Origin of the sequence: Aureimonas sp. Leaf324, assembly GCF_001423245.1 — a bacterium.
Classification (GTDB): domain Bacteria; phylum Pseudomonadota; class Alphaproteobacteria; order Rhizobiales; family Rhizobiaceae; genus Aureimonas.
Window position 1 is genome coordinate 37,218 of the sequence record NZ_LMOH01000006.1, and the last position, 21,595, is coordinate 58,812.

Here is a 21,595-nt window from a genome sequence, read left to right on the forward strand (position 1 = left end):
AAATGCCTGATTCCGATCATCTTCTCTTACCGAGCGGCATGACGCGTGATGACGCTCCAAGCCCCGCCGTCATTGCGGCGAAAGCATGGAAACGGCATGTCGGCCAAAAGAAATGCGCAGGTGTTGCAGGCGAGCGGAGAAGGCCGCTCAGAGCGCTTGGAGCCAGCGCCCTTCCCGGTCCGAGACGAAGCAGAGATCGAGAAGCTTCTGGATCTCGGCGGCGTGGCGAAAGTCCGGCTGGCCGTTCTCGCCGGTCATCAGCGCCATGGCGAAGCGATGCTCGTTGCGCGGCGTGACCGGGCATTCCACGGGGCGCCATGTCTGCGTCTCGATGTCCTCCCCGAGGCACGCCTCGAGCCGCGAGTCCTTGTGGTTCGCCCAGATGCGCAGCGCACCCGTCTCGCCGTAGATCGCAAGGTTCAGATCGTTGAGATTGCCGGTGGCGTAGCGCGTCATATGGACGGTGCCGAGCGCGCCGTTCTCCATCTCGACCGTCATCGCGACGCTGTCGTTGACGTCGAGCGTGTAGTCGCCGATCTTGCCCCCCTCGGCCTTGTCGTAGGTCTTCATGCGCGCCTGAAGCGCCGCGACGCTGAGCGTCGTGCCGAAGCAGGCGAAGTCGAGGATGTGGATGCCGATGTCGCCGAGCACCCCTTTCGAGCCATGGGCCGAAGACAGGCGCCAGAGCCAACGCTCGTCGGTTCGCCAGTCCCCCCAGTGCGGGCTCGTCAGCCAGCTCTGGAGGTAGCTCGCCTCGAAGTGCCGGATGGTGCCGATCCGGCCATCCTCGACCAGCCGCCGCGCCAACTGGATCGCGTGCGCGTTGCGATAGGTGAGGTTGACCATGTTGACGAGGCCGGCGCTCTCGGCCGCCTCGGTCATCTCCATCGCATCCGGGTGGTTCAGGGCGAGCGGCTTCTCGCAGAAGACCGGCTTGCCGGCCGCGATGAGCTTGAGGCTCGTCTCCTTGTGCGCGCCGTCCGGCGTGGAGTTCACCGCCGCGTCGAAGCCACCCCACGCGATCGCCGCGTCGAGCGAGCCGAAAGCCTCGGGGATCGCATGCTCCTCGGCGAAGGCGCGGGCGCGCGTCTCGTTGGTGTCGACGGCGGCCGCCAGTCGGCATCCGGGAATGGTGGCGAAATGCTCCGCGTGGCGATGGGCGATCGACCCCGTGCCGAGGATCAGGATCCGCTTCTCGGCGCTCACCGGAAGCCCTCCTCCCCGGCCTGGTGCAGCGAGAGGCCCTTCTTCATGATCCGCTCGCGCGCCGCCTCGATCGGCACGTTCGGAGCGTTCGAGACGTCCTTCCAAGGCTGCGCGGGGTTGTAGGCCCAGCGCACGGCGTTGCGCAAAACGGCCTGGACCTGCCGGTCGTGATAGATCGGATAGGTCTCGTGGCCGGGCTCGAAATAGAAGATGCGCCCCGCCCCGCGCTGGTAAGTCAGGCCTGAGCGGAACACCTCGCCCCCTTCGAACCAGGAGACGAACACCGTCTCCAGCGGCTCGGGCACCAGGAACGGCTCGCCGTACATTTCCGAGTTCGGCAGCTCGATCGCCTTGTCGATGCCGCGCGCGATCGGATGCGACGGGTTGATCACCCAGAGCCGCTCCCGCTCGCCCGCCTCGCGCCAGCGCAGGGAACAGGGCGTCCCCATCATCCGCTTGAAGATCTTGGAGAAATGCCCGGAATGGAGCACCACGAGCCCCATTCCCTCGTTCACCCGCTGCTGCACGCGATCGACGATCTCGTCGGCGACGCGGCCATGGGCCTTGTGCCCCCACCAGACGAGAACGTCGGTCTCGTCGAGCCGCGACTGCGGCAGGCCGTGCTCGGGCTCCTCGAGTGTCGCGGTCGACGCCTCGATCTCGGGGTCCTCGCCCAATGCGTCGGCGATGGTGCGGTGAATGCCGTGCGGGTAGATCGAGCGCACCGCCTCGTTCTCGTTCTCGTGTAGGAACTCGTTCCAGACGACGGTGCGGATCGGCATGACATGCCTCCTTCAAAGGCAGAAGCGCGAGGGATGGGCGGAGCCGGCGGCAGTGGGCCGCCGGCTGCCATCAGTCGGCGACGAGCAGCGCGACCGGCAGGTCGGCGAGGAGCGTCGAGAGCGGCAGCGACGCCGCGCCCGCGACCGGCTTGAGGTTGAGGATGTCCTCGAAGCGCGCGCCGGACAGTTTCGAGGGCAGCCGAACCGCCGTGTCGCCCCAGGCGGCGGCATCCGGCATCGGCATCTTCGCCCGGTCGCCGAGAAGTCCAAGCGCCAGCCGCGGCACCACCGTGACGGCGAACCGCCCTTCCCGGTCGCTGCGCGCGAAGGCGAGGACGTGGTCCCGCTTCTCGCCCGTCACCTCGAGCGGCATGTACTTGCCCGTCGTAAAGAGCTCCGGCGCCTTGATGCGTGCCTTGAGGGCGGCCGCCGTCAGCTTCGCCTTCACGCGGCCGTCCCGCCAGTGCGGCAACGCTTCGGCGACGCCGTGCCCGTCGGTCATCGCGGCTTCGCGGGCCTTGAAGTCGATCTTGCGACGGTTGTCGGGGTCCACAAGGCTGAGGTCGTAGAACTCCGTGCCCTGGTAGATGTCCGGCACGCCGGGCGCGGTCAGCTTCACCAGCGTCTGCGACAGCGACGTCAGCGCGCCGGCAACGACGAACGGCTGGACATCCTGCCAGAAGTGCTCGAGAAAGTCGCCGCTCTCCCGCTTCGAGAGCGCCGCTTCGACGAAGCCCTTCAGCGCCCCCTCGTAGGCCTCGTCCGGCGCGGTCCAGGTCGTGAAGCGCTTAGCCTCGCGCGCCGCCTTCTCGGCGAAGGCGGSGAGCCGCTCGGACAATTCCCGGCGCATCGCCTCGTCGGCGGGATCGAAGTCGGCCGGGATCACGCCGACGAGGGCCTGATAGAAGCCCCATTCGGTCGCCGGATCGGGCGACACTCCGGTCTCGCCGACATCCTTGCGCCACGGCGCCAGCGTCTCGGCCGCCTTCGCCGCGATCTCGGCCCAGCGCTCCGGCGCCTCGCTGATCGTGTACTGGCGCGCGCGGGCGTCCTCGCCGCGCTTGGTGTCGTGCGTCGAGGAGGCCATCAGCCCTTCGGGCTGGTCCTCGAGCCGGATCGCCATCTCACGGTGGAAGGCCGGCACGTCGGCGCCGTAGTGATCCGGCTCACCGCCGACCTCATTCAGGGCGATCAGGCGGTTGTAGCGGTAGAAGGTCGTGTCCTCGACGGCCTTCGCCATGACTGCGCCCGTCGTCTGCTGGAAGCGGCGGGCGAAGGTCAGCGCGCCCGTCACGTCCTGCCCATCCTCGAAATCGAGCTTCAACAGGCGGCCGACGAAGGCGACAGGCCGGTTGGCCTCGACCTCGCGCCGGGACTGGGCAAGCGCCACGGCGTCGTCGATCACCTGGATGTCGGGCTCCGGCACCCCGTCGACGCTCGCATAGGTGCGATAGACCGGCAGCGCGGCGGCGACCTCGACGATCGAGCGCATCATCGCGTCGCGGCCGAAGTCGCGCGTGTCGAGGTCGCGCGCGGCAACGGACAGCGCCGTGTCGGTGAGGAAGGCGAGTTCGCCCGCGAGATTGTGGCCGAAGATCAGGCGCTTCTGCTCGACGATCATCTGGCGGAGGTCCTCCTCCGTGCCGATGAAGTCGGCATAGGCCTTGGTCATCGCCTCCTCCTTCGAGGCGTCGACATAGAGGCCCGACAGCGCCGTGATGAACTCGTAGCCAGTGGTGCCGGCGATGTTCCAGTCGCGGCGCAGGCGCTCGGGGCCCGTCAGGATCTTCTCGACGTGGATCTTCACGTCGCGCCCGATCGTCTCGAAGGCACGGTGGAGATCCGCCAGATAGTTCTTCGGGTCGGCGACGCCGTCGACGTGGTCGATGCGGATGCCGTCGAGCCGGCGCTCGCGGGCCAGCCGCAGGATCGTGCGGTGCGACTCGCGGAAGACGCGGCGCATCTCCTGGCGGACGCCGATCAGGTCGGCGATCTCGAAGAAGCGGCGATAGGACAGCTTCTCGCGCGCCAGCCGCCACCACGCGAGGCGCCAGGCCTGCGCCTCATGCAGAGCGTGAAGGGCTGTCTTGTCTGCGTTGATCGCTGCGACGCCGGCCTTCAGCGCGGCGAGGAAGGCAGGATCGGCGACGTGCTCGGCGAAGCGCTCGTTCAGCTCCTCGCCGTCGGCGGGCACGGCGGCCGAGAAGCGGCGTACCATGCGGTCGCGCTCGGCATGGTCGACGAAGGCGAAGACATAGCTCAGCGTGCGCGGGTCGAGCGGCAGCTCGTAGCCGCCGGCCGAAAAGCGCAGCTCGCGGCGGTCCTCGTTGTAGACCACCGACAGGTCGCCATCCTTCAGCGCCTCGCCATAGGGCTTGCCGAGGGTCGGCACGAGGATCTTCTCGGCCTCCCACGAAATGTCGAAGGTCTGCGCGAAATGGCTATCCTGGCCCCAGCGCAGGACGTCCTCCCACCAGGCGTTGGCCGGCGAGACGCCCATGTGGTTGGGCACGAAGTCGAGGATGAGGCCGAGATCGGCGGCGCTCAGCGCGTCCGACAGCGTGTTGAAGCCCTTGTCGCCCCCGAGATCCTCCTCGAAATGGTTGTAGTCGACGACGTCGTAGCCATGCGTCGAGCCGGGAGAAGCCGAGAAGATCGGGGAGGCGTAGAGGTGGCTGACGCCGAGCGTCTGGAGATAGGGGATCAGGTCCCGGGCTTCCCCGAAGCCGGTGCCCTCGCGGAACTGAAGGCGGTACGTGGCGACGAGGGGTCGGCTCATGCGATCTCCGGTCTTTCCTGGCGCATCGCGCGCGCCATCGCCTGGAAGCGTTCGTCCGCGCCGAGGTCCTCGAGGGCCACGTCGGAGCGAATGCGCCAGTTGGGGTATTCGTCCATCGTGCCCGGCAGGTTGGGCTGGCGCTCGGCCAGAACCATGTCCTCGACCTGCACCGCAAAGAGCATCGAGCCGGTGCGGGCGCCGAAGCGGTGGACGGCGAGCGCCAGATCCTGTCCGAGTTCGGCCGGCAGGTCCGCCTCGCCGCGCGCCGCGGCATGCCACTCGGGCGGCAGCAGGCTCTCGTGCTGGAGCGCCGCGAGCAGCGTCATGCGCTCGCGCGCCCGGCCCTTCAGGTCTCGCGCCGTCGCCGCCTCGTCCTGCCGCCCGGTCTCGGAGCGCAGCTTGATGTCGGCGCCGCGCCACCAGCCCGCAAGCGTCGCCAGATCATGCGTCGAGACGCAGGCCAGCGAGCGCTCGGGATATTCGCCGGTTGCCTTGAACAGGCCGTCGTCCCAGCGCTCGAAGTAGAGCACCTTGTAGGCGAGGATGTTGGCGTCGTGCATCACGTCGCGGAAGCCTTCCGGCACGGTGCCGAGGTCTTCGCCGATCACGAGGCACCGGTTGTCCTGCGAGACGCGCGCCAGCGCATCGACCATTTCGCCGAGCGGATAGCGCACGTAGCCGCCACCGCCGGAGCGGCTGGTCTCGGGGATCCACCAGAGCCGTGCGAGGCCCATCGCATGGTCGATGCGGATCGCCCCCGCGTGCTCCATCAGCGCCGCATAGGCGGACGTCAGCGGCGCGTAGTGGCGCTCGGCCAGCGCGCGCGGTGACAGCGGGGCGAGCCCCCAGTCCTGCCCGTCGGAGTTGAACATGTCGGGCGGCGATCCGACCCGCGCCTCGCGCACCGTCAGCTCGGGATCTGCCCAGGTCTCGGCGCCGTCCGGCGACACGCCGACCGCGAAGTCGAGATAAAGCCCGATCGCCATTCCGGCCGCCTTGGCGCGGCGCTGCGCCTCGCCGAGCTGCCGGTCGCATTCGAACTGCAGCCATTCGTGGAAGAGGACGTCGTCGGCGTGGCTCGCCTCGAACGCCTTCACGGCATCGCTCGAGCGCTTGTGGAACGCGTCCGGCCAGTTGTGCCAGCCGGCGCTGCCGCCCTCGCCGCGCATGTGAGCCGAGATCGCCTCGAACAGCGCGAAGTCGCGAAGCGCCGGACCGCCCTTTTCCTGGAAGGCTCGGAAGGTTTCGTCTGCATCGAGCCCGCCGCGCACGCTCTCGAAAGCCGTGCGCAGGAGCCGATGCTTCAGAAGGCCCATCGCGGGATAGTCGACGAGATCGCCGCCGAGCGCCTCGAACGCGGCCGCATCGGTCGCACGAGCCTTCGCGATCGCCTCCGGGCCACCCGCCAGATCGTCGACCGCGAGATAGAAGGGATTGATGAACCGCCGGGTCGAGGGCGAATACGGGCTGTATCGTCCGGCATCCGACAGGAACAAGGCGTGCAGCGGATTGACGCCGACGAAGCTCGCGCCCTCGGCCGCCGCGATCTCGGCGAGATGGCCGAGATCCTGGAAGTCGCCGATCCCGAGGCTGCGGGCCGAGCGGAGCGCGTAGAGCTGGCACGTCACGCCCCAGCGCTTGGCGCGCGCGGCGTCGGGCAGCGCGCAGGCGAGCGACGGGCGGTGCTCGGCCTCGGCGAACGCCCCCGCCTCACCCGACGCCGGATCGACCTTCAGCGCCTTCAGGAGCGCCGACTTCGCCTCGTCCGGGATCGCCTTGGCCTCGCCGAGCTCGGACTTGTAGCGGATCTGGATGCCGTGGCTTTCCGCCAGATCGTCGAGCGGGACACCGGCCATCACTGCACCCCGCCGAAGAGTTGCCCGTCGGCGAGCGCGAAGACGACGGTCATGGCCGGCACGCGGCCGGCGCTGAGTTCCTCGTGCGACTGCTTGTGGTTGGCGTAGACGATCTCGGCGCCCGATAGCTTGCCCGTGTCGAGGCCTTCCGGAATGGTCCACGCCTCGTCCGACAGATTGGCGAAGAGGTGATAGACGCGCCCGGGCTGGAGTTCCCAGGACACCACGAAGCCGAGACCGTCCACGAACGCCTTGCCGCAGCCCCCGCGCGCGCCGTCGAGCAGCGGCATCAGCACGTCCTGGCGCTGCTTCAGGAGCTTGGTCGTGACCTGCAGGCGGCGGCGCTGGATCGGGCGGGTGACGAGGTCCCAGTCGATGCGCGAGATCTCGAAGGTGCGCTCCGAGTTGGGGTCCGGGAAGACCTCGGCGGCCTCCTCGTCCTCGAAGGCGGCGAACTTGCGGAACTCCTTGCGGCGGCCCATCGACACCGCGCTCGCCAGTTCGCCGTCGAAGTCGGTGAAGAAGCAGAAGGAGTTGCAGTCGCCGAACTCGTCGCCTTGGAACATCAGCGGGATCTGCGGCGAGAGGAGAAGGATCGCCTGCACGCAGTCGTAGATCCGGGCCGACGACAGGGAGCGCAGGCGGTCGCCGAAGGCCCGGTTGCCGATCTGGTCGTGGTTCTGGATGAAGTTGACGAAGGCCGTCGGCGGCAGGTGCGCCGACGGATTGCCGACCTCGCGCTCGCGATGCTTCGACATGTCGCCCTGGAACACGAAGCCGGTGGCGAGCGAACGCGCCATCTGCGCGGCGGTCTCGCGCCGGTAGTCGGAGTAGTAGGACTCCTGCTCGGCCGTCGCCAGAACGTGGGCCGTGTGGTGGAAGTCGTCGTTCCACTCGCCGGAGACCAGCGGGATCGAGCCATCCTCGCCGCGCTCGATATGCCAGGTGATGTTGCGGTCGTCCTCGGTGGTGATGTGGACGTGACGGTCCGACATCACCTCGCGCACCCGCGCGGCGAGTTCCTTCACCAGCGGGGTGTCGGTCGTGTCCTTGATAGAGTCGATCGCGTCGAGCCGCAGGCCGTCGATCCGGTACTCGGTCATCCAGTAGAGCGCGTTCTCGATCATGAAGTCGCGCACCGGCTTCTCGTCATAGGCGATCGCCGCGCCCCAGGGCGTCGAGATCTCCTGATGGAAGAACTCCGGGATATAGGAGGGGATATAGTTCCCGTCGGGTCCGAAGTGATTGTAGACCACATCGAGGAAGACCATGAGGCCGCGCTCGTGCGCCGCGTCGACGAGGCGCTTCAGGCCCTCCGGCCCGCCATAGACCTGATGCGGGCAGTAGAGGAGCACGCCGTCGTAGCCCCAACCCCGCTGGCCGCCGAACTGGGCGACGGGCAGCAGCTCGATCGCGGTGATGCCGACGTCTCTGAGGTAGTCGAGCTTCGGGATGATGGCGTCGAACGTGCCTTCCTCGGTGAAGGTGCCGACATGCAGTTCGTAGAAGACGCATTCGTGCCACGGCCGGCCCTTCCAGTCGGCCGTGCGCCACTGGTGGGCGCGCGGGTCGACGAGCCGCGACAGCCAGTGCACGTCGCCGGACTGGGCGCGCGCCGCGGGATCGGCGACCAGCGTCTCGCCGTCGAGGCGATAGCCGTAGGACATGCCGGGCCCGATCGAGGTCGCGACCGTCTCCCACCAGCCGTCGTCCGATTTCGTCAGCGGATGGAAGTGGTCGGGCTCTGTGGAATCGACTTCCGCCACGGCCAGTTCGACGCTCTTGGCGCTCGGCGCCCACAGGCGGAACCGGCTGCCCTCGGGCGCGTAACGCGCGCCCCAGCTCGTGTCGAAGGAGAAGGTGTCGCCGCCGCTCATGCCCGCTGTGCCTCATGTCGATGGGGGAGCGGGCACGCCGAGCGCCCGCGCTGAACGCCGCGCCGGATCCCCCTCGGTGCCCGGCCAGCGTGTGGGTAAGTGGGGCGTGGGCGTCGTCCGGCAGGGGCCGGGCGACGCTTTATTGCATAGCAAGATACGAGGATCGTGCACCGCCCTTCGGCAGCCCTCCGTCAGGCCGCGACAGGCTGCTCGGCCGAGGCGGTGGCGCCCGCCGGCGCAGGCTCCACGGACGCCGCGCGCTCGGCCGGCCGGGCGGCGTGGCCGACCCGCCCGTGCACGAGATCGTGGATGAACCCGAGCTTGCCGATGACCGTGGGCGACAGGACGAACGGGTAGAGGTCCTGCAGGCCCATCGCCCGGTTCATCGAGTTCAGCGCCTGGCTGACGGCGAGCCAGCCGTCGTTGATCTGTTCGATCGTCGTCGCCTCGTCGTAGACCTTGAAGTCGAGGTCGGTCGTGAGGATGCCGTCGCGGTCGAGCCGCGGATGGATCGTCATGCCCCAGGACCCCGCGACCTCCAGCGAATCCACGATGTGGAGGTAGTGCGCCCAGGTCTCGGCGAAGTCCTCCCACGGGTGCACCGCGGCATAGGACGAGACGTACTCCTCCTGCCAATTCGGCTTCGGCCCGTTGGCGTAGTGCGTCTTCAGCGCCTCGCCGTAGTCCTGGCGGTCGTCGCCGAAGATCGCGCGGCACTCGTCGAGCGCGCCGCCGTCGCGCACCAAAATGTCCCAGTACCAATGGCCGACCTCGTGGCGGAAATGGCCGAGAAGGGTGCGATAGGGCTCGCCCATCGCGCTGCGGCGCTTCTCTCGCTCCGCGTCGTCGGCTTCCGCCAACGCCACGGTGATCACGCCGTCGGCATGCCCCGTCATCACCTTCTCGCCGCTTGCCGGATCGTCGGCGAGGAACTTGAAGCCGAGCCCTTCCGGGTGTTCGGCCTGCGTGTAGAGCGGCAGGCGCAGGCGCAGGAGCGTGTAGAACAGCCGGTGCTTGGCCGCCTCCATCTTGGCCCAGAGCGCCTGGTTGTCGGGGTTGGACAGGTCCGGCACCATGAGGTTGTGCCGGTCGGCCAGGCAGTAGAGGTCGGAACTGTCCGCCGGCACCAGCCAGTTGCAGACGCCGTACTGGTAGTTGTCGCAGTAGCGCCAATGCGACCCGTCGCTGCCGCGCCCGACCGACACGAAGTCGGTGCCGGTCGGCTCCAGCGCCAGGACGCGGTTGGTGCGCGGCTCGTAGCCCAGCGCATGGCCGCAGCGCTCGCAGCGCACGTTGTTGAAGAAGACGACCTGATCACAGGACGGGCATGAGAACAGCTTCATCGGGGATCCCTCGCGCCCCCGCCGGCCGGTCGGCGGGTGTGGCGCGGTAACACGGGCGTGCCCAAACGGTTCCCGCGACCCGAAGGGCCGGATCGATCGAGGAAATCTCGTCTTGCCGCATTGCAGCAGTTCCAGACGGCGCCTCTTGTGCATAGACTGCGAACGGTCCGATCCATTCGTCGAGTCCGGGAACCGATGCCGATCCTCGCAGCGCTCCGTCACCTGACCCATTATCGCTACGACCGGCCGGTCACGCTCGGGCCCCAGACGATCCGGCTGCGGCCCGCGCCGCACTCGCGCACGAGAACGCCGGCCTACTCCCTGACGATCGAGCCGGCCGATCACTTCATCAACTGGCAGCAGGACCCGTTCGGCAACTGGCTGGCGCGCGTCGTCTTCCCCGAAAAGGCGCGCGAATTGCGCATCGAGGTCGATCTCCTCGCCGACATGACGGTCTACAACCCGTTCGACTTCTTCGTCGAGGAATGGGCCGAGACCTATCCCTTCGCCTATGGCGACGACCTTTCGACCGACCTCAAGCCCTACCTCCAGACCGAGGCGGCAGGCCCGCGGCTCCAGACCTTCCTGCATTCCGTCGACCGGACGCCGGTGCGCACGATCGACTTCCTCGTCGCCCTCAACCGCAAGGTCGATGCGGCGGTCGACTACACGATCCGCATGGAGCCGGGCGTCCAGACGCCGGAGGACACGCTGGAGAAGGCGTCGGGCTCCTGCCGCGATTCGTCCTGGCTCCTCGTCCAGGCGTGCCGCCACCTCGGCCTCGCCGCGCGCTTCGTGTCGGGCTACCTGATCCAGCTGAAGCCCGATCTCGTGGCGCTCGACGGCCCCGCCGGCGCGACCCACGACTTCTGCGACCTCCATGCCTGGGTCGAGGTCTACGTGCCGGGCGCTGGGTGGATCGGCTTCGACCCGACCTCGGGCCTGATGACCGGCGAGAGCCACGTGCCGCTTGCCGCGACCCCGCACTACCGCTCTGCCGCCCCGATCGTCGGCGGCGTCGACCCGGCCGACGTCGAATTCGAATTCGACATGAGCGTGACGCGCGTGTCGGAAGCGCCGCGTGTCTCCAAGCCCTTCTCCGACGAAAGCTGGGAAGCGCTCGACGCGCTCGGGCAGGCCGTCGACGAAGACCTGCGGGCGATGGACGTGCGGCTGACGATGGGCGGCGAGCCGACCTTCGTGTCGATCGACGACTTCGAGGGCGCCGAATGGAACGCCGACGCGACCGGCCCGGCCAAGGCGGGGCTCGCCGATGGGCTGCTGCGCCGCCTCCAGGCGCGCTTTGCGCCGAACGGCTTCCTGCACCACGGCCAGGGCAAGTGGTATCCCGGCGAAACCCTGCCGCGTTGGACCTACTCGATCTACTGGCGGCGCGACGGCAAGCCGATCTGGCGGGACCCGGCGCTGCTGGCCGCCGACGACGCGCCGCCCGCCGGCGCCACCGTCGAGGCGGCCGAGACGCTGATCCGCGGTGTCGCCGAACGACTGGCCATCGATCCCGAGAACGCGCTCCAGACCTTCGAGGACCCGTCCTACTGGATCGCGCGAGAGGCGAAGCTGCCCGATAACGTGACGCCCGGCGACTCGCGCCTCGAAGACGCCGAGGAACGCTCGCGCCTCGCCAAGGTCTTCGACCGGGGGCTCGGCCGGCCGGTCGGCGTGCTGCTGCCCGTGCAGGCGTGGCAGGCCCTGCCCGGGCGCTGGATGTCGGAGCGCTGGACGACGCGGCGCGGCCACGTGTTCCTGGTGCCGGGCGACAGCGCGATGGGCTATCGCCTGCCCCTCTCCTCGCTCGCCCACCTGCCGCCGGCGCGCTACCCCTACACCCACCCGGCCGACCCGCAGCAGTCCTTCGCCCCCCTGCCCGAGCCGCAAGCGCTCGGACAAGCGCAGGCGCGCATCGACAAGCAGGACCCGCCGACCTGGACGCCCCCGGAAGCGTCGGCCGACGACGAGATCGTGGGCGCCGTGCGCACCGCGCTCGGCATCGAGCCGCGCGACGGCATTCTCCACGTCTTCATGCCGCCGCTCGAAACGGTGGAGGCCTATCTCGACCTTCTCGCCGCGATCGAGGACGCGGCCCGCGCGCTCGGGCAACCCGTGCGCATCGAGGGCTACGCGCCCCCCTTCGACCCGCGGCTCGATGTCGTGCGCGTCGCGCCCGATCCCGGCGTCATCGAGGTCAACGTCCACCCTGCCCGATCGTGGGGCGATGCGGTCGAGATCACCACCGCCGTCTACGACGCGGCGCGACAGTCGCGGCTCGGCACCGACAAGTTCATGGTGGACGGCCGCCACGCCGGCACCGGCGGCGGCAACCACGTGGTGGTCGGCGGCGCGACGCCGGCCGACTCGCCGTTCCTGCGCCGGCCCGACCTCCTGAAGTCGCTGGTGCTGCAATGGCAGCGCCACCCGTCGCTCTCCTACCTCTTCTCCGGGCTCTTCATCGGCCCGACCAGCCAGGCGCCGCGCATCGACGAGGCGCGGCACGACCAGCTCTACGAGCTCGAGATCGCGATGGCTGAGGTGCCCGCCCCCGGCGAGGGCGCGGCGCCCCCGCCCTGGCTGGTGGACCGGTTGTTCCGCAACCTCCTCGTGGACGTGACGGGCAACACCCACCGCTCCGAGATCTGCATCGACAAGCTCTACTCGCCGGACGGGCCGACCGGACGGCTCGGGCTCATCGAGTTCCGCGGCTTCGAGATGCCGCCGGACGCGCGCATGAGCCTTGCCCAGCAGCTCCTGATCCGCGCGATGATCGCCGCCTTCTGGCGTCGGCCGCTGGCGGGCCGCTTCGCGCGCTGGGGAACGCAGCTCCACGATCGGTTCATGCTGCCGGAATTCGTCTGGGCCGACTTCCTGTCCGTGCTCGATGAACTCGCCGCTGCCGGCTATCCCGTCCGCTCCGAATGGTTCGAGGCGCAGTGGGAGTTCCGCTTCCCGTTCTGCGGCAAGGTGACCCGCGAGGGCGGCGTGTCGCTGGAACTGCGTCAGGCGCTGGAGCCGTGGCACGTCATGGGCGAGACGGGGGCGATCGGCGGCACGGTGCGCTTCGTCGATTCCTCGGTCGAGCGGCTGCAGGTGAAGCTCGCCGGCTTCGATCCGTCGCGCCACGTCGTCACCTGCAACCGGCGTCCCGTCCCCCTCGCGCCCGGCATCGAGGCCGGTACGGCGGTCGGCGGCGTGCGGTTCAAGGCGTGGCAGCCGGCTTCGGGCCTCCACCCGACGATCCCGGTCCATGCGCCCCTGACCTTCGACATCTTCGACCGCTGGTCCGGTCGCTCGTTTGGGGGCTGCGTCTATCACGTCGCCCATCCCGGCGGGCGCAACTACGACACGTTCCCGGTCAACGCCTACGAGGCCGAGGCGCGGCGCCTTGCGCGCTTCGAGGACATCGGCCACACGCCGGGGGCGTTCCGGCCCGCGTCCGAGATGCCCGATCCGAGCTTTCCGACGACGCTCGACCTCCGGCGGCCGGCCTCGCTTGCGCACTGAAGGGACCCAGCGCCAGTCGCAGTCGCAGGGGCGGCTCGGGGCGGCCGTCGAGCCCCCGAGCCGCCCCGTCGCGGGAGCCTACGACGAAATGCTCGCGCCGGACGGCAGCGTGCGGCCGGTCTACCGACCGGTGGTCGAGGCGCTCGCCGCCCTCTCGCGACCCGAGCGCGAGGCCCGGTTCGGCGCCGCCGAGCAGTACCTGCGCGAAGCCGGCGTCTACTACCGGGCGGGCGAGGACGGCGGCGCGCGCCAGTGGCCGCTCGCCTTTCCGCCCTTCGTGATCGACCCGGCGGAGTGGCGCGACCTCGAAGCGGCGCTGCGCCAGCGCGCGACCTATCTGGAGCGCCTTCTCGCCGACCTTTACGGCGAGCGCTCGCTGGTGCGCGAGGGCATCCTTCCCGGCCGCCTCCTCGGCCGCAATCCGGAGTTCCTGCGACCGCTGGCGCGGCAGGGCATGAGCGGGCGTCCGCTGATCCGCTTCATCGCGGTCGATCTCGGACGCGGGCCGGACGGCGCGTGGCGCGTTCTCGGCGACCGGGCGCAGGCGCCGTCGGGCGCGGGCTTCGCGTTGGAAAACCGTGTCGCCACCTCGCGCGCCCTGCCCGATCTCGCGCGCCAGCTCCACGTACGCCGCCTCGCCGGCTTCTTCGCGCGGTTCCGCGAGACGCTGGAGGGACTGAACGACCAGGACGGTGCCCGCGTCGGGCTGCTGACGCCCGGCCCTTTCAACGAGACCTATTTCGAACACGCCTATCTCGCTCGCTATCTCGGCTTCCACCTCTTGGAGGGCGGCGATCTCGTCGTGCAGGGCGACCGCGCCAAGCTGCGAACCGTGGATGGCCTGCGCCCGGTCGGCGTTCTTTGGCGGCGCCTCGACGCCGACTACGCCGATCCGCTGGAATTGTTCTCGCAGTCCCGCATCGGCACGCCCGGCCTTCTTCGCGCGGTGCGCGCCGGTCATCTTGAACTCGTCAATGCGCTCGGCTCCGGCATCCTGGAGACGCCGGCTTTCGCCGCCTTCGAGGAGGCCATGGCAACGCGGCTCGTCGGCGAGCCGCTGGCGCTGCGCTCGGTGGAAACGCTCTGGTGTGGCGACGCCGCTTCGCGGGCGCGCGCCGCCGCCGAGCCCGGCTGGACGCTCGGCCCCGCCTTTCCCGGACAGGCGATCGATCCCGCCGATGCCCGGCTTCCCGCGAGCGGGGAGGCCGATCATCTCGTCGCCCGCAGCTCCCCGCCCCTATCCTGCGTCCCCGTCGAGGCGGACGGCGCGATGGAGGGCCAGCCCGTCACGCTGCGTGTCTTCCTGGCGCGCTCGGGCGAGGGCTGGGAGGTTATGCCCGGCGGCTTCGCGCGGGCCGCGCATCAGGGCGAGGCGACGCCCGCGATCGGTGCCGGCGGACGCTCGATGGACGTCTGGATTCCCGGCGACGAACCGGACGCGCCGATCACGCTGCTCGGCTCCGGCCGCGAGTTCCGCCGCCGCTTGCCGGGCTCGCTTCCGGCACGCGCGGCCGACAACCTGTTCTGGCTCGGCCGCAGCGCCGAGCGCGTCGAGGTCGCGATCCGCCTCTGGCGCGCGGCGCTGGAGCGTCGCGGCGAGGAGCGCGAGACCGCCGTCGATGCCGCGCGCCGCGCGCTCCTCAAGCGCTCCGGCGTTCGCGACGACGACCCGCTCGCCGGGCTGCACCGCACCGCGCGCTCGGCCTTCGACATCGCCTCGCGCATCCGCGACCGCTTCTCGCCCGACGCCTGGCGCGTCCTCGCCGAGGTGGTGGAACTTCTCGACGAAGCCCGACGCCGCAAGGAGACGGCCGATCATCCGGCGCTGGCCGGTCGCCTGCTGACGCGGCTCGCCGGCTTCTCCGGTCTCGTCGAAGAGAACATGTACCAGTTCTCCGGCTGGCGCTTCCTCCAGTGCGGACGCCGCATCGAGCGCGGCGAGGCGACGGCGACCGCGACCGCCGACTTTCTCGCCGCCGGCGGCGAGGGCGTCTTCGAGGCTCTGCTCGAATTCACCGACAGCCGCCTCACCTACCGACGTCGCTTCTCGGTCGAGCTCCATGCCGAGACGGTCCTCGATCTCTGCCTTCTCGATCCGCTCAATCCGCGCTCCGTCGCCTATCAGGTCGCCGCGACGCGCCGCGCGATGGCGGACCTGCCCGGCACCCATGCCGGCGAGAGCCTCGATCTGGCGGCGCGGCGCATCGCCCGTCTCCACGTGCGCCTCGAGACGGCCGTGCCCGCCGAGATCACGCCTGCCTTCCTCACCCGCGTGGCGCGCGATCTGCGGGACATTTCGGACCTTCTCTCCGAGCGCTACTTCGCCGTCGCCCCGCAAGGGTCGATCGAACGCTCGGGCAGCGAATAGGCGTGGCCGTGATCTACGACATCCGCCTTCTGATCGCGTACCACTATCCCGGCTTCGTGGCGGACGCCCGCCACATCCTGCGCGTCGAGCCGCGCGAGGATCGCGGACAAAGCGTCCTCGCGAGCCGGCTGCGGTTCGAGCCGACCCCGAGCGAACTGCAGCGCGAGACGGACTTCTTCGGCAACCGCACCGCTCATGGCCTGATCGCGCGCCCGCACGATGCGCTGCGGGTCGAACTCGAGACCCGCGTTCGCGTCGAGCGCCCCGCACCGCGCCTCGAAGACACGCCGACGCTGCGACAGGTCCGCGAGTGGAGCGCGTCCTCTCTCGAGAGCGAGGGCGACAGCCCGATCCATTTCGGCGGGGCCGGCCGCCTCGTCTCGCCGTCGGCCAAGGTCGCCGCCTATGTGGCCGAGACCTTGGAGGCGGCGCCTGCGATCGGCCTCGGGCTCCTCATGCTCTCCCGGCGCATCCGGTCCGACTTCCGCTTCCAGGCCGGCGTGTCGTCGGTGGCGACGCGTGTCGAGGAGACCTTCGCGACGCGGCGCGGCGTCTGCCAAGACTTCTCGCACATGATGATCGCGGGCCTTCGCGGCTGCGGCGTTCCCGCCGCCTATGCCAGCGGCTTCCTGCGCACCGAGCCGCCGCCCGGCCGGCCGCGTCTGGCGGGCGCCGACGCCATGCACGCCTGGGTCGAGGCCTGGGCGGGCCCGGACGCCGGCTGGATCGGCCTCGATCCGACGAACGGCTGCCTTGCCGGCGAAGACCACGTCCTCGTCGCGCTCGGCCGCGACTATGCCGACGTCGCGCCGATCGACGGCGTCCTGATCACGGCGGGCCCTCAGAAGCACCACCACGCCGTCGACATGGTGCCGGTCGAGCCCGAGGTAACGGCGTCTTAACGACACCGGCATCCGACACGCCGCCCGGCCACGGGCCATAAGACTTCCTTCGCGGATCGAGGCACACAGTCCCGCCGATCGGAAAGGCGCGGGGCCCATGCAGATCGACCTGTTCACCATCTACGTCCTCTGCGCGGCCGTTCTCGGCGTCGCCAGCGCCATGGCCTTCGGCGAAAGCCTGTTCAACCCGCGCCACCAGCGGGTCCTGCGGCTCTGGTCGCTCGCCTATCTATTTCTTCTCGCCGGCTCGATGCTCGTGTCCTGGCGCGAGGAACTGCCGACCGTCATCGGGTCCGGTCTGTCGAACATCCTGATCTTCACCGGCTACGGGCTGATGGTCGCCGGCATCACCCGCATCGGCGGCCGCGACGTCGCCCCGCCGCTCGCCGCCGTCGCGGGTGGCGCCGGCCTCTGGCTCTGGGCGGGGCCCAACCTGCCGCTGCCGATCTGGCATGCGATGGCGGCGCTCGTGATCGCCTGCATCCAGTTCGCGGGCGTCGCCGCGCTCCTGTCGCCGACGCTCGGTGCCATGCGCTCGCGCCCGCTCGCCGTCGCCGTCTTCGCCATCCATGGTGCGATCTACATGGTCCGCGTCATCGCCATGCCGCTTCTCGACACGGTGACCGACGCGGCGGCGATCAAGCTTCTGTCGATCCTGACGATGGGCGAAGGCGTCCTCTACGCCGTCGCGGCGCCGATGGCGCTGCTGGCCATGGTGCGCGAGGAGGGCGAGAACCGCCTCGTGGTGGCGGCCCAGACCGACTTCCTGACGGGGCTCGCCAACCGCCGCAGCTTCACCCAGCAGGCCAACGAGCGGATCGGACCCGATCTGCCGGCCGGCATCCTCCTCGTCTTCGATCTCGACCATTTCAAGCAGGTCAACGACACGTTCGGCCATCAGGCCGGCGACGACGTGCTGAAGCTCTTCGCCCGGGTGGCGGAAAGCGAAATGAAGTCGAGCGCCGTGATCGGGCGACTCGGCGGCGAGGAGTTCGTCGCCTTCGTGCCCGCCTGCGACATGCGCGAGGGGGCCGACATGGCCGACCGCCTCCGCCGCCGCTTCCGGGACGCGTCCGAGGCCGGCGCGCGCGCCATCCCCGTGACCGTCAGCGTCGGCGTCGCCTCCACGATGGGGCGCGGCCTCGACGAGACCATGGCGGCCGCCGACCGCGCCCTCTATCGCGCCAAGCGGCTCGGCCGGAACCGGGTCGAGCCGGAGGCGCTGGCGGCCTGACGCCTCAGGCGCCGCGCGGCACCAGCACGATGGTCGAGAGCGGCGGCAGGCTCAGCGACAGCGAGAACGGCCGGCCGTTGGCGTGGACCTCCTCAGCGTCTTGGCCACCGAGGTTACCGACGTTCGAGCCGCCGTAGATCTCCGCGTCCGTGTTCATCGCCTCCGCCCAGAAGCCGCCATGCGGCACGCCGACGCGATAGCCGTGATGGACGTTGGGCGTGAAGTTGCAGACCACCAGCGCCGCGCCGCCGTGCTTGTCCTTGCGCAGGAACGAGAGGATCGACTGGTCGACGTCGGACGTGTCGACCCATTCGAAGCCGGCCGGCTCGCAGTCGTTCTCGTAGAGCGCCGGAACGCCGCGATACAGCGCGTTGAGGTCGCGGATCAGGCGCTGCACGCCCTCGTGCTCGCGATACTGCAGGAGATGCCAGTCGAGCGACTGGTCGTGGTTCCACTCCGCCGACTGCCCGAACTCGCCGCCCATGAAGAGCAGCTTCTTGCCGGGATGGGTCCACATGAAACCGTAGTAGGCGCGCAGGTTGGCGAACTTCTGCCACCAGTCGCCCGGCATCTTGCCGAGGATCGAACCCTTTCCGTAGACCACCTCGTCGTGAGACAGCGGCAGGACGAAGTTCTCGGAATACGCATACACCATGCCGAAGGTCATGTGGTGCAGGTGGTATTTGCGGTTGATCGGGTCCTCCTGCATGAAATGCAGGGTGTCGTGCATCCAGCCCATGTTCCACTTGAAGTGGAAGCCGAGGCCGCCGGCATAGGTCGGGCGCGACACGTCGGGGAAGGCGGTCGATTCCTCGGCATGGGTCGAGGCGTTCGGATACTGGCCGCCGACCTGCTCGTTGGTCTCCTTCAGGAAGGCCATGGCCTCGAGGTTCTCGCGCCCGCCGTAGATGTTGGGCTCCCACTCGCCGTGATTGCGCGAGTAGTCGAGGTAGAGCATCGAGGCGACCGCATCGACGCGCAGGCCGTCGACGTGGAACCGGTCGAGCCAGTAGAGACCGTTGGCGACGAGGTAGTTCTTCACCTCGGTCCGCCCGTAGTCGTAGATCAGCGTGTTCCAGTCCTTGTGGAAGCCGCGCCTCGGGTCGGCATGCTCGTAGAGCGCCGTGCCGTCGAAGCGGCCGAGGCCGTGGACGTCGGTCGGGAAATGGCCGGGCACCCAGTCGAGAAGGACGCCGATATCGGCCTGGTGCAGCGCGTCGACGAGACGCGCGAAGCCGGCCGGATCACCGAAGCGGGCGGTCGGCGCGTAGAGGCCGATCGGCTGGTAGCCCCACGAGCCGTAGAACGGGTGCTCGGACACCGGCATGAACTCGACATGGGTGAAGCCCATGTCCTTGACATAGGCGGTCAGTTCGCGCGCCAGCGCGTCGTAGTCGAGGAACGTGTCGCCGTCGCCTCGCTTCCACGAGCCGAGATGCACCTCGTAGATCGAGACCGGCTTCTCGCGGTCCTGCCAGTCGCGCGACTTGGAGCGGAAGGCATCGTCCTTCCACTCGTGCTCGACGAGGCCGTCGACGATCGAGGCGGTGGAGGGGGCGAGTTCCTGGCGGAAGCCCACCGGATCGGCCTTCAGCGGCAGGATCTCGCCGTGCTTGCCGATGATCTCGTACTTGTAGACCTCGCCGCGCTGGAGGCCCGGGATGAAGATCTCGAAGACGCCGGTGTCGAGGCGCTTGCGCATGACGTGGCGCCGGCCGTCCCAGGCGTTGAAGTTGCCGACCACCGAGACGCGGCGCGCGTCGGGCGCCCAGACCGCGAAGGCGACGCCCTTCACGCCGTCCATCTCGCGGGGATGAGCGCCGAGCTTCTCGTAGAGCTTGTAGTGCCGCCCCTCGGCCAGAAGATAGGCGTCGAAATCGGACAGGAGCGTGCCGAAGCGGTAGGCGTCGTCCTCCTCCCAGGTCACGTCGCCATGGGTGAAGCGGAAGCGATGGGTCGGCACGTCGCCGGCGATGAAGCCGGAGAACAGGCCGTCGACCTCGCCGCGCTCGAGCGTGCCGATCACCTGCCCTTGCGTGTCGATCACCTCGGCGCGCTCGGCGCCGGGGCGCATGGTGCGGATCACCGCGCCGCCCTCGGTGCGATGGATGCCGAGCACGGAGAACGGGTTCTCGTGCCGCCCGACGCCGAGCGCCCGCGCCTCGTCCCCGTGCAGCGCGTGGTCGAAGCCGGCGACGGCCGACGAACGGTTGGTTTCAGTCTGGCTCATCGGAGGACCTGACGCTTTTCGAGAAGGGAGACGATGCCCCGCAGGGGGATGGACAGCCACGCCGGCCGCATGGCCGCCTCGTAGCGCAGTTCGTAGAAAGCCTTCTGCAACACGAAGAGATCGAGAAGCTTCATGTTCGCGGCCGAAGAGAGCGAGACGCCGCTCGCCGCTTCCCAAGCCTTCAGGAACTCGGCGCTCGTGCGATCGCGCCAGGCGTCGGACGCCGTGCGGGCCGCCTCGCCCGCATCTGAGCCGAGGCGGTCGCGCGCGGCGAAGGCGGCGTAATCGAACGAGCGCAGCATGCCGGCGACGTCGCGCAGCGGCGAGGTCTTGGCGCGGCGCTCGGACAAAGGCCGGCCCGGCTCGCCCTCGAAGTCGAGGATCACCGCATCCGCACCCGACACCAGAACCTGCCCGAGATGGTAGTCGCCGTGGATACGCGTGCGCCAGCCGCCGGCCTCGTCCGCCGAGAAACCGGCGAACCACGTGTCGATCTCGCCGCGCGCCGCGAGCAGGCGATCGATTTCGCCCTTTAACTTTGGGCTGCGCTCTGCCTCGCGCGCGAGCACGTCCAGCGCCTCGCCCGCCTCGGCTCTCGCCTCGGCAATGATCCGGCTGAGCGAGGTGGCGTCGAGCGGTTCGGGATCGAAGGCCGGCTCGCCGGTTTTCTGTGCGAGCGCGGCATGCATCTCGCCGGTGCGCCGGCCGAGCGTCGCCCCGGCGTCGAAGCGCTCACGCTCCGCGTTGTGGCCCGACAGTTCGGCGACGAGGTCGTCGGTCACGACGCCCCAGGCGTCACCGCGATTGTCGACGCGCTCGAAGAGGGCCGCGACGGCGGCGTGACTGCCGTCCGGCCGCCGCAGTTCCAACCAGCCGAAGAGCGCCGGCGCATTGGTGAAGCCGCTCTTCTCCGTCAGGAAGGCCGTGACCTCGAGCTCGGGCTGCTCGCCGTCCCGCAGACGGCGGTAGAATTTCAGGATGCCGAGGCGACCGACCCCGACCGAGGTGTTGGACTGCTCGCCCGACAGGACCTTGATCTCCGACGCCGGCACGCCCGCGACGGCCGCCAGCCGATCCGCCCTGGCGCGGCTGTGGTGGGCGACCAGCGCGCCGCCCTCCCCCTCGCCGTTCACCAGAAGCGCGACGACCGCCGCGGCAAAGGCGGGGTCGCGCGCGCCGTCCGCCAGGAGCCCGCCGGCCGGTCCCGCATCGAGGCTCGTCGCCGCCGCGCCCTCCGCAGCGCGCACGAGCGGCAGGAAATAGCGCTGCGTCTCGCCGTCCTCGACATGGACGACGAGTTCGCCGAGCTCCGCCGCCCCGATCGAGGCCTCGATCGGCTCGAAGCGGGCGTTCGAGACCCGTTCGGAGCGACCCGCGTACCAGCGCTGGCGCCCGGCGAACTCGACCAGCGCCGACGAGGGCACCGAGGCGGCGTCGAACTCGGCGCTCGGGGCGCCGTCCGGCCGGGAATGGGATGTGGTCATGCTCGCACTCTCGCTTCG

General features: G+C 69.6%; 12 protein-coding genes. 4 read left to right on the forward strand and 8 right to left on the reverse strand.

The window, feature by feature from the left end; genetic code table 11:
• Nucleotides 1-147: 147 nt before the first annotated feature.
• The 6 genes from ASF65_RS05700 to ASF65_RS05725 form a co-directional block, all read right to left on the reverse strand.
• A complete protein-coding gene (locus ASF65_RS05700; RefSeq protein ID WP_055886456.1) occupies nucleotides 148-1,206 on the reverse strand; it encodes a Gfo/Idh/MocA family oxidoreductase in 1,059 nt (352 codons plus the stop codon).
• Nucleotides 1,203-1,988, reverse strand: a complete 786-nt coding sequence (locus ASF65_RS05705; protein WP_055886459.1) for a ThuA domain-containing protein — start codon at nucleotides 1,986-1,988, stop codon at nucleotides 1,203-1,205. Before ASF65_RS05705 ends, ASF65_RS05700 begins: the two co-directional genes overlap by 4 nt.
• A 70-nt stretch (nucleotides 1,989-2,058) precedes the next feature.
• Nucleotides 2,059-4,767: a malto-oligosyltrehalose synthase gene (gene treY / locus ASF65_RS05710; RefSeq protein ID WP_055886462.1), complete on the reverse strand. Its 2,709-nt coding sequence runs from the start codon at nucleotides 4,765-4,767 to the stop codon at nucleotides 2,059-2,061.
• Entirely contained in the window at nucleotides 4,764-6,623 is a 1,860-nt protein-coding gene (malQ, locus tag ASF65_RS05715) for a 4-alpha-glucanotransferase (protein WP_055886465.1), read from the reverse strand. The genes treY and malQ overlap by 4 nt, the downstream gene beginning before the upstream one ends.
• Nucleotides 6,623-8,500 carry a malto-oligosyltrehalose trehalohydrolase gene (treZ, locus tag ASF65_RS05720; protein ID WP_082505204.1) on the reverse strand — a complete coding sequence of 626 codons (1,878 nt, stop codon included), beginning with the start codon at nucleotides 8,498-8,500 and terminating at the stop codon, nucleotides 6,623-6,625. Before treZ ends, malQ begins: the two co-directional genes overlap by 1 nt.
• 191 nt (nucleotides 8,501-8,691) lie before the next feature.
• Entirely contained in the window at nucleotides 8,692-9,843 is a 1,152-nt protein-coding gene (locus ASF65_RS05725) for a putative zinc-binding peptidase (protein WP_082505205.1), read from the reverse strand.
• A gap of 195 nt (nucleotides 9,844-10,038) precedes the next feature.
• Between ASF65_RS05725 and ASF65_RS05730 the strand changes: the two genes are divergently transcribed.
• The 4 genes from ASF65_RS05730 (at nucleotide 10,039) to ASF65_RS05745 (ending at nucleotide 17,863) form a co-directional block, all read left to right on the forward strand.
• Nucleotides 10,039-13,359, forward strand: a complete 3,321-nt coding sequence (locus ASF65_RS05730; protein ID WP_055886466.1) for a transglutaminase family protein — start codon at nucleotides 10,039-10,041, stop codon at nucleotides 13,357-13,359.
• Nucleotides 13,349-15,727 carry a circularly permuted type 2 ATP-grasp protein gene (locus ASF65_RS05735; RefSeq protein WP_244486569.1) on the forward strand — a complete coding sequence of 793 codons (2,379 nt, stop codon included), beginning with the start codon at nucleotides 13,349-13,351 and terminating at the stop codon, nucleotides 15,725-15,727. Before ASF65_RS05730 ends, ASF65_RS05735 begins: the two co-directional genes overlap by 11 nt.
• 2 nt (nucleotides 15,728-15,729) lie before the next feature.
• Entirely contained in the window at nucleotides 15,730-16,629 is a 900-nt protein-coding gene (locus ASF65_RS05740; RefSeq protein WP_244486570.1) for a transglutaminase family protein, read from the forward strand.
• Between the two features lie 97 nt (nucleotides 16,630-16,726).
• Complete coding sequence (locus ASF65_RS05745; RefSeq protein WP_055886473.1) at nucleotides 16,727-17,863, forward strand: diguanylate cyclase; 1,137 nt, start codon at nucleotides 16,727-16,729, stop codon at nucleotides 17,861-17,863.
• Between the two features lie 4 nt (nucleotides 17,864-17,867).
• Here the strand turns inward: ASF65_RS05745 and glgB are convergent, their stop codons facing one another.
• Together glgB and ASF65_RS05755 are read right to left on the reverse strand one after the other, a co-directional pair.
• Complete coding sequence (glgB, locus tag ASF65_RS05750; protein ID WP_082505206.1) at nucleotides 17,868-20,093, reverse strand: 1,4-alpha-glucan branching protein GlgB; 2,226 nt, start codon at nucleotides 20,091-20,093, stop codon at nucleotides 17,868-17,870.
• A complete protein-coding gene (locus ASF65_RS05755; RefSeq protein WP_055886475.1) occupies nucleotides 20,090-21,577 on the reverse strand; it encodes a phosphotransferase in 1,488 nt (495 codons plus the stop codon). The genes glgB and ASF65_RS05755 overlap by 4 nt, the downstream gene beginning before the upstream one ends.
• Nucleotides 21,578-21,595: the final 18 nt, after the last annotated feature.